At 70.5% G+C, this 11,719-nt stretch carries 10 protein-coding genes; 1 reads left to right on the forward strand and 9 read right to left on the reverse strand.

Going from position 1 to position 11,719, the window contains the following annotated elements:
• Positions 1 to 13: 13 nt before the first annotated feature.
• The 6 genes from ACIRG6_RS28185 to ACIRG6_RS28210 all read right to left on the reverse strand — a co-directional run bounded on the left by ACIRG6_RS28185 (position 14) and on the right by ACIRG6_RS28210 (position 6,975).
• Positions 14 to 1,606: a solute symporter family protein gene (locus ACIRG6_RS28185; protein WP_403324943.1), complete on the reverse strand. Its 1,593-nt coding sequence runs from the start codon at positions 1,604 to 1,606 to the stop codon at positions 14 to 16.
• Positions 1,603 to 2,169: a DUF485 domain-containing protein gene (locus ACIRG6_RS28190; RefSeq protein WP_350716089.1), complete on the reverse strand. Its 567-nt coding sequence runs from the start codon at positions 2,167 to 2,169 to the stop codon at positions 1,603 to 1,605. Before ACIRG6_RS28190 ends, ACIRG6_RS28185 begins: the two co-directional genes overlap by 4 nt.
• Positions 2,170 to 2,238: 69 nt before the next feature.
• Positions 2,239 to 2,922 carry a response regulator transcription factor gene (locus ACIRG6_RS28195; RefSeq protein ID WP_403324944.1) on the reverse strand — a complete coding sequence of 228 codons (684 nt, stop codon included), beginning with the start codon at positions 2,920 to 2,922 and terminating at the stop codon, positions 2,239 to 2,241.
• The gene (locus tag ACIRG6_RS28200) at positions 2,919 to 4,070 is read right to left on the reverse strand and encodes a sensor histidine kinase (RefSeq protein ID WP_403324945.1); all 1,152 of its coding nucleotides are present in this window, start codon (positions 4,068 to 4,070) and stop codon (positions 2,919 to 2,921) included. The genes ACIRG6_RS28195 and ACIRG6_RS28200 overlap by 4 nt, the downstream gene beginning before the upstream one ends.
• Positions 4,067 to 4,591: a DUF1453 domain-containing protein gene (locus tag ACIRG6_RS28205; protein WP_365022155.1), complete on the reverse strand. Its 525-nt coding sequence runs from the start codon at positions 4,589 to 4,591 to the stop codon at positions 4,067 to 4,069. The genes ACIRG6_RS28200 and ACIRG6_RS28205 overlap by 4 nt, the downstream gene beginning before the upstream one ends.
• A 260-nt stretch (positions 4,592 to 4,851) precedes the next feature.
• Positions 4,852 to 6,975, reverse strand: a complete 2,124-nt coding sequence (locus tag ACIRG6_RS28210) for a DNA gyrase/topoisomerase IV subunit B (protein ID WP_318214745.1) — start codon at positions 6,973 to 6,975, stop codon at positions 4,852 to 4,854.
• Between the two features lie 444 nt (positions 6,976 to 7,419).
• Between ACIRG6_RS28210 and ACIRG6_RS28215 the strand changes: the two genes are divergently transcribed.
• Entirely contained in the window at positions 7,420 to 7,650 is a 231-nt protein-coding gene (locus ACIRG6_RS28215) for a DUF7455 domain-containing protein (protein ID WP_189231826.1), read from the forward strand.
• A gap of 109 nt (positions 7,651 to 7,759) precedes the next feature.
• Here the strand turns inward: ACIRG6_RS28215 and ACIRG6_RS28220 are convergent, their stop codons facing one another.
• The 3 genes from ACIRG6_RS28220 to ACIRG6_RS28230 all read right to left on the reverse strand — a co-directional run bounded on the left by ACIRG6_RS28220 (position 7,760) and on the right by ACIRG6_RS28230 (position 11,700).
• Positions 7,760 to 8,626, reverse strand: coding sequence for a S1 family peptidase (locus ACIRG6_RS28220; protein WP_403324946.1), 867 nt, complete (start codon positions 8,624 to 8,626; stop codon positions 7,760 to 7,762).
• Positions 8,627 to 8,780: 154 nt separating this feature from the next.
• Positions 8,781 to 10,313: an RNA polymerase sigma factor gene (locus tag ACIRG6_RS28225; protein ID WP_364824670.1), complete on the reverse strand. Its 1,533-nt coding sequence runs from the start codon at positions 10,311 to 10,313 to the stop codon at positions 8,781 to 8,783.
• A 499-nt stretch (positions 10,314 to 10,812) separates the two neighbouring features.
• Positions 10,813 to 11,700 carry a FadR/GntR family transcriptional regulator gene (locus ACIRG6_RS28230; RefSeq protein WP_364677513.1) on the reverse strand — a complete coding sequence of 296 codons (888 nt, stop codon included), beginning with the start codon at positions 11,698 to 11,700 and terminating at the stop codon, positions 10,813 to 10,815.
• Positions 11,701 to 11,719: the final 19 nt, after the last annotated feature.

Genomic DNA, 11,719 nt, shown 5'->3' on the forward strand with positions numbered 1-11,719 from the left:
TGGCCGTCTCGGCCTACACGGCCCCCGCCCCGGTCAGCGACCGCACTTCGGTCTCGGCGTGCCTGGCCTCGTCGGGGGTCTCCGTCGAGGTGACCGTGCCGAGCCAGCCCGCGACGAAGCCCAGCGGGATCGAGACGAGGCCGGGGTTCTGCAGCGGGAAGTACTGGAAGTCGGCGCCCGGGAACAGCGACTGCGGGCTGCCCGACACCACCGGCGACAGCAGCACCAGCACCACGGCCGGGATCAGCCCGCCGTAGACCGCCCACACGGCGCCGCGAGTGGTGAAGCGGCTCCAGAACAGTGCGTAGAGCAGCACCGGCAGATTGGCGGACGCGGCGACGGCGAAGGCGAGCCCCACCAGGAAGGCGACGTTGAGGTCGCGGGCGAGCAGACCGAGAGCGATCGCGACGGCACCGATGCCGACGGCGGCGACGCGCGCCACGGCGACCTCACTGCGCGGCCGGGCGTCACGGCGCCGCAGGGACGCGTACAGGTCGTGGGCCACGGAGGCCGAGGAGGCCAGGGTGATGCCGGCGACCACCGCGAGGATGGTGGCGAAGGCGACGGCGGCCACGATCGCGAACAGGACCGTGCCACCGGTGGAGTCCGCGCCGCCGCCCAGGTCGAGCGCCAGCAGCGGCACCGCGGTGTTGCCCGCCGCGTTCGACGCGCGTACGGCGTCCGGCCCGACGAGGGCGGCGGCCCCGAAGCCGAGCACGATCGTCATCAGGTAGAAGCCGCCGATGAGGCCGATCGACCAGACCACCGACCGCCGCGCCGCGCGGGCGGTGGGCACGGTGTAGAAGCGGGACAGGATGTGCGGCAGGCCCGCCGTGCCCAGGACCAGGGCGAGTCCGAGGCTGATGAAGTCGAGGCGGGAGGTCCAGTCACCGCCGTACGCCAGTCCGGGCGCCAGGAACGCCTCGCCGTGACCGCTGCGCTCGGCCGCCGTGCGCAGCAGCCGGTCGACGTCGCCGTGGAAGCGCACCAGGACGAGCGCGGTCAGCGCCACGGTGCCGCCGAGCAGCAGAACCGCCTTCACGATCTGGATCCAGGTGGTGGCCCGCATCCCGCCCAACGACACGTAGATCACCATGAGCGCGCCGACGCCGATGACGGTCCAGGTCCGCGCCGCGTCGCCCGTGCCCCCGAGCAGCAGCGCGACCAGGCTGCCCGCGCCCACCATCTGCGCCACCAGGTACAGCACGGACACGGTGACCGAGGAGGTCCCCGCCGCGATCCGCACCGGCCGCTCCCTCATGCGCGCGGCCACGACGTCCGCGAGGGTGAACCGGCCGCAGTTGCGCACGAGTTCGGCGACCAGGAAGAGCACGACGAGCCAGGCGACCAGAAAGCCCACCGAGTACAGCATGCCGTCGTACCCGTACAGCGCGATGAGGCCGGAGATACCGAGGAACGAAGCGGCGGACATGTAGTCGCCCGCGATGGCAAAACCATTTTCCATCGGGGAGAAGAGACGGCCCCCCGCGTAGAACTCCTCCGCCGACCCCTGCCGCTGACGGCTCACCCACGTCGTGATCCCCAGGGTGACGGCGACGAACGTGCTGAACAGCAGCAGGGCGAGCGTCTGGTGGTCGCCCGTCATGAGGTACCGCCTCGGACGCCACGGGTCAGTTCCTGGGTGTCCCAGCGCAGTTCGAGCGCGGCGCGGTCCCTGCGCAGCCGAGCGTGCCGGGCGTACGCCCAGGTGAGCAGGAACGTCGTGAGGAACTGACCGAGCCCCGCCAGCATCGCCACGTTCACGGCTCCGGCCACCGGACGGGCCATCAGCCCGGGCGCCGCCGTGGCGGTCACCACGTAGGCGACGTACCACACGAAGAAGGCGACGACCGCCGGCCCCACGAACCTCCGGTACCGGCTGCGGACCTCCTGGAAGGCCGCGCTGCGCTGCACCTCCAGGTACACGTCGGCCGCGTCCCGGGGAGTCTGCCCCGCCGCTGCTGCAGGGCGCATCGGGGGCACCGCCGCCACGGGAACTCCCGCGCCCTCCGACTCGCCCCACCCCGAGGCGAGGGCGTCGTACCAAGGGTCGTCGTACCTCGGGTTCGCGGACGCCGCGGCAAAGGCCCGGTCCCGGCCCTCGCGGTGGTCGACCGCGACGTCGGGACCGTCCCCGGCATCGCGGGGGCGATCGTTGCTTGACTGCATGCCCAAGGATGGACAGAACGGGAAGATCCCCGACTCTTCTTCCCCACGCACTTCACCCCATCAGGTGACTCACCCCGCTGGTGGCCGCACGATCCCCTTCCCGAACGCGTAACGCACCGCCTGGGCGCGGTCCTTGATTCCCGCCTTGGCGAACAGGTTGTTGATGTGGGTCTTCACCGTCGCCGTGGAGACGTGCAGCCTCCGCGCGATCTCCTGGTTGCTGAACCCTTCGGCGATGAGGACCAGTACCTCGGTCTCCCGGGCAGTGAGTCCGTCCGGCGCCTGTGCCGGGGGAACCTGCCGCGGCTCCGGCTCCGACAGGCGCTCCAGCAGGCGTCGTTGAATGGCCGGCGAGAGTCCGGCGTCCCCCGACAGCACGCTGTGCACCGCCCGGACGATCTCGTCCCCGCCCGCGTCCTTGGTGAGATAGCCGCGCGCCCCCGCCTTCAGAGCGGGGAAGAGCGACTCGTCGTCCGCGAAGGTGGTGAGGACGACGACCTGTGTACCGGGATGCTCGGCGCGGATCCTCCGGGTCGCCTCGACTCCGTCGCAGCGGGGCATCCGCAGGTCCATCAGCACCACGTCCGGTGCGAGTTCGGCGACGAGCCGCACCGCCTCCTCGCCGTCCCCCGCGGCGCCGACGACCTCGACCCCGGGCAGCAGTCCCAGGAGCATGACGATCCCCTCCCGCACGACGGTCTGGTCGTCCACGACCAGCACCCGCGCCGGCTTCTCCCGGACCTCCTCCGTCATACGGGCACCTTCAACGTCACCACGAACCCCTCCTCGCCCGGACCTGCCCGCAGCGAGCCGCCCAGCAGCTCGGCACGCTCCCGCATGCCCAGAAGACCGTACCCACCTCCGGCGCTGCTCGGATCGCCCGGTGATCCTCCCGAGTCCCTCACGTCCAGCGTCACTTCGCGGGTGCTGTACTCCAGCCGCACCCGGACCCTGGCGCCGGGAGCGTGCCTCCGGACGTTGGTCAGTGCCTCCTGGGCGACCCTGCGCACCGCCTGCGACGCCTCGGCCGGCAGCGGTCTGCGATCACCTGCAACGGTGACCTCGGCACCGTCGGCCGTGCTGACGAGCTGGGCCAGGAAGTCCTCCAGCGGCGTCAGGTCCCCGCGCAGGGCGGACAGCGCCTGCCTCGTCTCCGAGAGTCCGTCGCGGGCCATCCCCCGTGCCGCCACCACTCGTTCGAGGATCTCCTGCCGGTCCGCGCCTCTTTCGATCAGCAGCCTGGCCGCCTCCAGGTGCACCAGCTGTGCCGAGAGGCTGTGTGCCAGCACGTCGTGGATCTCCCGCGCGATGCGGGCCCGTTCCGCTAGCGCCGCCGACTCCGCCTCGGCCGCCCGTGCCGCCCGCTCCTGTGCCAGCAGCCGCTGTGCGTTCCCGCGTGCCTCGGCGTCCAGCCGCAGCACGTATCCGGCAAGCGCCAGCCCGGCCATCGTGGCCGCTGTGGACAGCCACCCGTCGTCGTTGAACGCCGCGTACGAGGCCAGGGCCACCGCAGTCACGGGGAGCGCCGCCGCGAGGGGCAGCCGTTCCAGCGCGGAGATGGCGCAGCCGCACCAGATGACCAGGGCGGGGATCCGGAGGTCGGCGGCCTGGGAGACGACCGCCACGCCCAGCATCGCCGTCACGAGCGCCAGGGACGGCCACAGGCGGTGCCCGAGCGTGGTCCGGGTGAAGGCCCACGCCGCGCCGACGGTCACCAGGGCTCCGGCCACCGCCGCGACCGCACCCCACCCGCGCACAGGGCTCCGGGTGAACGTGCCCCACAGCAGCATGCCGAACACGAGCAGACGGACGGCCCAGGTCAGCAGGCGTCGGCGGCCGGAGACCCCCTCGCGCCCGAGTGCCTCCTTGGACGGCCACCGCGTCCAGACGTTCTCCGTCACGCGGGCTCCTTCCGGGCGAGGCGGGGCACGACGTCACCGTGGGCGGCACCGGTCACCACGGCCCGGCCCGGTGCCTGGGCGCGCCGGGCAAGGGTCCCGGAGCGGGCGAGAAGCGTCGCCGCAAGGGCCAGGAGCAGGGCGGAGGTGTCCTGGCGCACTCCCAGGGCCGCGCAGGCCGCGAAGAGGGCCGCACGGAACGCGATGCCGGCGGTCCACACGGCGATGCTCGCCCGGCTTCCCCTGCTCCACACAGCACCGTCCGCCGCCGTCCATATGCGGGTGGTCCAGGCCAAGCCGACCCCGGTGGCCACACCGATCAACAGCTCCGCGGCGAGCAGCAGCACCGACGCCGGCCGGTGGCCGGCGTCGATCATGCCCGGTTCCCGCAGGGCGATAACGCCCAGGACGACGGGCGCGACCCACCAACGCCGGTCGGTGTCGATCCGGTGCGCCCGGAACTGGCGGGAGACGACCAGGCCGGCCACAGCTACGATCATCAGCGCGTCGAGGAGCCCGGACATCACAGCCTCCGTGAACGGGAGAAGGACGGTGCCGGCGGCGGACACCACCGACGCCTTCGACGCTACGCACACCGCGAGATCACGGGATCGGCGCTCGGGTGGATCATGGGTGGAGCCTCGATCGGCACCGGCCTCCACCCGCGGGTGGAGAGACTCCCGGGCGGCCTCTGCGGGCGGCGCCTCCGCCCACGGAACAGCTCACGGCCCGGCCCCGGGACCCGTCCAGGAGACGGGTCCCGGGGCCGGGCCGGGGGTTACCGCTAGGCGTCGATGCGCGACCGGTCCAGGGTCGCCGCCGAGTTAGAGATGAACTCCTTGCGGGGAGCGACGTCGTTGCCCATCAGCAGATCGAAGACCTGCTCGGCGGATTCCAGATCGGTGAGGTTGATCCGGCGCAGGGTACGGCGGCGCGGGTCCATGGTGGTCTCGGCCAGCTGGTCGGCGTCCATCTCGCCGAGGCCCTTGTACCGCTGGATGGAGTCCTTGTACCGGATGCCCTTGGTCTGGAACTCCATGAGCTTGTCGCGCAGCTCACGGTCCGAGTACGTGTAGACGTACTTGTCCTGGCCCTTCTTCGGCTGGGTGAGCTCGATGCGGTGCAGGGGCGGCACCGCGGCGAAGACCCGGCCGGCCTCGACCATGGGCCGCATGTAGCGGTGGAACAGGGTCAGGAGCAGCGTCCGGATGTGGGAGCCGTCCACATCGGCGTCGGTCATCATGATGATCTTGCCGTAACGGGCCGTGTCGATGTCGAAGGTACGGCCCGACCCGGCTCCTATGACCTGGATGATCGCGCCGCACTCTGCGTTCTTCAGCATGTCCGTCACGGACGACTTCTGGACGTTGAGGATCTTGCCGCGGATCGGCAGCAGGGCCTGGAACTCGGAGTTCCGGGCGAGCTTGGCCGTACCCAGCGCGGAGTCGCCCTCGACGATGAACAGCTCACTGCGGTCGACGTCGTCGCTGCGGCAGTCGGCGAGCTTCGCGGGCAGCGAGGAGGACTCCAGCGCAGTCTTTCGGCGCTGGGCGTCCTTGTGCTGGCGGGCGGCGATGCGGGTGCGGGCCGCGGCGACGGCCTTCTCCATGACCACACGGGCCTGCTGGGCGGCGTCGCGCTTGGTCGAGGTCAGGAACGCCTTGAGTTCCTTGCTGATCACGTTGTTCACGATGCGCCGGGCCGCCGAGGTGCCGAGGACCTCCTTGGTCTGCCCCTCGAACTGCGGCTCGGCGAGGCGGACCGTGACGACCGCCGTCAGGCCCTCCAGGGCGTCGTCCTTGACGATGTCGTCCTCGGCCACGCGCAGCATCTTCTTGGCGCGCAGCACCTCGTTCATCGTCTTGGCGACCGCCTGCTCGAAGCCGGCGACGTGGGTGCCGCCCTTGGGCGTGGCGATGATGTTGACGAACGACCTGAGCGTCGTGTCGTACCCGGTGCCCCAGCGCATCGCGACGTCGACGCCCAGCTCGCGGGTGACCTCGGTGGGCGTCATCTGCCCGTACTCGTCGAGGACCGGGACGGTCTCCTTGAAGCTGCCCTGCCCGCTGAAGCGGAGGACGTCGCAGACGGGCCGGTCGCTGGCCAGGAACTCGCAGAACTCGCTGATGCCGCCGTCGAAACGGAAGGACTCCTCGCCCTTGCTGCCGCCGTCGCCGAGGCCGAACTCGTCACGGACGACGATGGTCAGTCCGGGCACCAGGAACGCGGTCTGGCGGGCGCGCTGGTGCAGCGTGTCCAGGGAGAGCTTGGCGTCCTTGAGGAAGATCTGCCGGTCGGCCCAGTACCGCACGCGGGTACCGGTGCGGTTCTTGGGGATCTTCTTGGCCTTGCGCAGTCCGCTCTTGGCCTCGAACTTGGCGTCCGGGCCCGTGCCCGCGAAGGCGCCCGGGACTCCGCGCCGGAAGCTGATGGCGTGGGTGTTCCCGTCGCGGTCCACCTCGATGTCGAGGCGGGCGGACAGGGCGTTCACCACGGACGCGCCGACGCCGTGCAGGCCGCCCGAGGCGGCGTACGAGCCTCCGCCGAACTTGCCGCCGGCGTGCAGCTTGGTCATGACGACCTCGACGCCGGACAGGCCGGTCTTGGGCTCGACGTCGACCGGGATGCCCCGGCCGTTGTCCCGGACCTCCACCGACGCGTCGTCGTGGAGGATCACCTCGATGTGGTCGCAGTAACCACCGAGAGCCTCGTCGACGGAGTTGTCGATGATCTCCCAGAGGCAGTGCATCAGGCCACGGCTGTCGGTCGACCCGATGTACATGCCCGGACGCTTGCGCACGGCCTCGAGCCCCTCGAGGACGAGCAGGTGCCGCGCGGTGTAGTTGGATCCGTCCCGGTCTGCTCCTGCCAGCAGCGCAGTGGACGGCACGGACGTATCGGCGGTCACGCGGTTCGCTCCTCGCTGAATTTCAGATGGGGCCTCGCTGGGTAAGGGCGCGGCTCGGTTCACCGGTCAGAGGGTACAGAGGCCTGGTAGAGCCGGTGTAACGCCACCCTCGCGGAAAACTCACCCTAGTCCACGGTCGCATACTTGTTCGATCCCTCGATGGGGTGAAGTACACATCACGTTCCCTTCGAGGCATGAACCATTTAGGCTCCGGGCACGTCCTCATGAACAAACCGGCAACCCAGCCGGCGGGACCGACCCACTGACCGACCGCGCGAACCCGTACGACACACAGACACGCAATACGGCACATTCGCCGCCAACCGGCAACAGCCGGCCACTCGGAAGAAATTTTTTCGAGGAAAAGCCACGAGCGGGAACGTTTTGGGGCTGGTTGGATGTTGACCCTGGTACGACAGCTCGTCGAGCTAGAGAAGAGGCGACGTGACTACTGTTCTGACTTCCGCGAGCCCGCTGACGGCCGCTGATCGCTGCGACCGCTGCGGCGCCCAGGCATACCTGCGCGTCGTCCTGCTGAGCGGCGGAGAACTGCTCTTCTGCGCCCACCACGGTCGCAAGTTCGAGCCGGAACTCAAGAAGATCGCCGCTGAGATACAGGACGAGACGGAGCGGCTGACGGCCGTTCCCGAGTCTTCCCCCGAGGAAGACCGCTGACGCTGCGCGCCCAACGACGAGCGAACCGGCACAAGCCGAGTGAACGGGCGGTCGCCTCCGACATGGAGGCGACCGCCCGTACTCGTGTCCGGTGAGCTCTCAGGGCGCGTCAGGCGCCCTGTCGCTGGTGCGGGGCCCTGTCCCAGCCCAGTGCCCGCAGAACGGCGGAGATCCGTGTGTACACCCCGGGGTTGCCGGGGCGCCCGCAGCCGTTCCCCCAGGACACGAGCCCGATGAGTCGCCCCTGGGCGACCAGCGGTCCTCCGCTGTCCCCCTGGCAGGCGTCGCGCCCGCCGGCTTCCACTCCGGCGCACAGCATGGTGCTCGGCAGGTACCTTCCGTCACCACCCCCCGGATACGCCCGTTCACAGAGGGCGTCGGGCAGTACGCGCACGCGTGACGCCCGCAGACCGTTGGCGTAGGCCCCCGCCCCCGAGGTGTCCCCCCACCCGTAGACCAGCGCTTGGGTCTCCGGTCCGTAGGCGGGGTCCCCCTCGGCCGCCATTCCTATGACCGAGCCGGCGGGAAGGTCCTCCGAGAGGGTGAGGACGGCGAAGTCGCCGGCGTTGCTGACGTCGTCGTGCGCCGGGTTGACCCAGACGTCGCGCACGGGGATCTCCTCTCCCTCGTCCGAGAGCAGGTCCGTGCGGCCCGCGATGACCTTCAGATCACGCACCTGTTCGGGAGGGGATCCCAGGACCTCCTCACCGAGGCAGTGGGCCGCCGTGAGCACGGTGGTCCGGCCGACGGCGACTCCGCCGCAGAACTGCCCCGCCCGTGTACCTCCGAACCGGTCACGACTGGACAGGGCCACGGTCCACGGACTGTCGGACACGTCGACCGGAAAACCGCCGACGACGATGCTGTCGGGGGGAGCCGAGGCGGAGACGGGGGCGGCGGACGCCAGCGGTATCGCCGTCGCCGCGGCCGCCAGGACCAGCGGCCGGACCAGCGCCCGGGCAAAGAGGCGACGCATGCAGACTCCTCACGGAGGGGTGAACAGGGAACACCCAGGGTGATCCACCCCGTCGCGCCTCGCACCCGCTGGTCAGCACGAAGGCCCGGTCCCCCACCAGGGGAACCGGGCCTTGCCGGTCGTACGCCCGCCTTCGCGGGACGTACGGCCGCTACTAGTCGAGGTAGTCGCGCAGCACCTGGGAGCGCGACGGGTGACGCAGCTTCGACATCGTCTTGGACTCGATCTGGCGGATGCGCTCGCGCGTGACGCCGTACACCTTGCCGATCTCGTCGAGGGTCTTCGGCTGACCGTCGGTGAGACCGAACCGCATGGAGACGACACCCGCCTCGCGCTCGGACAGGGTGTCCAGGACGGAGTGCAGCTGCTCCTGGAGGAGCGTGAAGCTGACGGCGTCGGCCGGGACGACGGCCTCGGAGTCCTCGATGAGGTCACCGAACTCGCTGTCGCCGTCCTCGCCCAGCGGGGTGTGCAGGGAGATGGGCTCGCGGCCGTACTTCTGGACCTCGATGACCTTCTCCGGGGTCATGTCGAGTTCCTTAGCCAGCTCCTCCGGGGTGGGCTCGCGGCCCAGGTCCTGGAGCATCTGGCGCTGCACGCGCGCGAGCTTGTTGATGACCTCGACCATGTGCACCGGGATACGGATGGTGCGGGCCTGGTCGGCCATCGCGCGGGTGATCGCCTGACGGATCCACCAGGTGGCGTACGTGGAGAACTTGTAGCCCTTGGTGTAGTCGAACTTCTCGACCGCGCGGATCAGACCCAGGTTGCCCTCCTGGATGAGGTCCAGGAAGAGCATGCCGCGGCCGGTGTAGCGCTTGGCCAGGGAGACCACCAGGCGGAGGTTGGCCTCCAGGAGGTGGTTCTTGGCGCGGCGGCCGTCCTCGGCGATGATCTCCAGCTCACGCTTGAGCTTGGGCGCGAGCTTGTCGGAGTTCGCCAGCTTGTCCTCGGCGAAGAGGCCCGCCTCGATGCGCTTGGCGAGCTCGACCTCCTGCTCGGCGTTGAGCAGGGGGACCTTGCCGATCTGCTTGAGGTAGTCCTTGACCGGGTCGGCGGTGGCGCCGGCCGCGGCGACCTGCTGGGCGGGAGCGTCGTCCTCGTCCTCGTCGGACAGCACGAAGCCCGCGTTCTCGGTGCCCTCGGGCTCCTCGGCCGCGGCCTTCGGCTCCTCGATGGCCTCGTCCTCGAGAAGCTCGCCGTCGTCCTTCTTGGCGGTGGTCTTCTTGGCCGCCGTCTTCTTGGCGGTCGTCTTCTTCGTCGCCGCCTTCTTGGCGGTCGTCTTCTTGGCCGCCGCCTTCGTGGCCGACGCCTCTTCCTCGGCTGCGGGGTCGCCGGCGGGCGCCGCCGGGGTGGCGGGGGCGGTGGCCTTCCTGCTGGTCACCGTCTTCGCCGCGACCGTCTTGGTGGCGGTGCGCTTGGCGGGACTCTTCGCTGCGACGCTCTTTCGGGTGCGCTTGGGCTCTGCGGCACTGACCATCAGCGTCACACCCTCTTCCTCGAGGATCTGGTTGAGGCTGCGCAGTACGTTCTTCCACTGAGTGGCCGGAATCTGGTCAGCTTCGAAGGCCCGACGCACGTCATCGCCGGCGATCTGCCCCTCAGCCTTTCCCCGCTCGATGAGCGCCATGACAGAGACGGATTCGGCGATCTCCGGCGGGAGCGTACGGGATGTGCTGGCCGACACGAACAACCTCTCGGAACGTTGGAAAACGGCTTCCGGCCCTGTCCAGGACGGACAGGAGCCGACCGTCGGCTTGGGGTGGGCCGACGGCGCGGGCGGGGGCCGGGGAGATGCACAGCGCCGTGAACGGCGTCCGTATTCCCTCCGCGGCTGTCACCTCTTAGGTCATCGCGTTGTTCCCGCGAGCGTTACGCCCAATCCGCGTGGCCCGAGTCACACCCCGTAAGCACGTAAAACCGGTCACACGCGAACAAAAAGGGTCGCCAATCGTTCCGGTTCGACCATGCCGGGAGCCTCAAGCGGTCCATCACACCGTCGGGACACCGTGGGCGGCGCCGGGAGGGGGCGGAGGACGCCGTCGGTGCACCGCCAGGACACCGGCAGACCCCGCGGGATCCCGGAGATCCCACGAGGTCCGCGGTGACGGCGAACCGGCCGGCCACTGCCAGAGGAGGGGGCTGGTGTGGCCGGCGCGCGCCGTGTCGGCGGAGCGCGAGCGCGGTCAGTGCTCGCGCGGGGCGGGCACCACGCGGTCCACCTCGGGGTGGACGGTCAGAAGCTGACGCATGGCCGTCTCGGCCGCCCCGCCGTCACCGGCCGCGAGGGCGTCGACGATCCGGCCGTGCTGCGCCAGCGAGGCGTCGTTCGGCCGGTCACAGCCCGTGACCGGCCCGCCGGAGACGTGGAGGGCGGCGGACACGATCCCCGAGAGGTGCCCCAGCATGCGATTGCCGGCGACCTGGATGAGCAGCGTGTGGAACTCGGCGTCGGCCCGGGAGAAGGTGAGCGCGTCGCCCTGCCCCATGGCGTGTCCCATGATCCCGACCATGTCGCACAGCCGCTGCTGGACGTCCTCGCGCCCGTGCCCGGCGGCGAGGCGTGCGGCGAGCGGCTCGATGGTCCAGCGCAGCTCACTGAGCTCGCGGCGCTGGTCGTCGCGCTGCGGCCCGAAGGCACGCCATTCGATGATGTCGGGGTCGAGGAGGTTCCAGTCACTGACGGGACGCACCCGCGTACCGACGTTCGGGCGGGCACTGACCAGGCCCTTGGCCTCCAGGACGCGGAGCGATTCACGGACGACGGTGCGGGAAACCTCGAAACGCTGGCCGATCTCCTCGGGCACCAGGGGGCGGTCGGCCCCCAGATCGCCCGAAACGATCATCTGGCCGAGCTGCTGGACGAGTTGCCCGTGCAGTCCGCGCCCCCGGCTGCCCCCGGTGCGCCGGCCCACCCGCCCCAGCTCGGGCTCCACGCCTTCCCAGGCGGGCACCCCGACGCGGTCGGCGGCGGGCGCCTCGGCGTACGGGTAGCGGTCGAGTTCGCCCGGGTTCGTGAGGCCGGAGTCGGCGGAGCGGGCGGCGGTCATCATGGTGTGCGCAAGGGTAGTCACGCATCCTTTGTCGGCCTGG

Source organism: Streptomyces flaveolus, assembly GCF_044765825.1.
In the GTDB taxonomy this organism is placed as follows: Bacteria; Actinomycetota; Actinomycetes; order Streptomycetales; family Streptomycetaceae; genus Streptomyces; species Streptomyces flaveolus.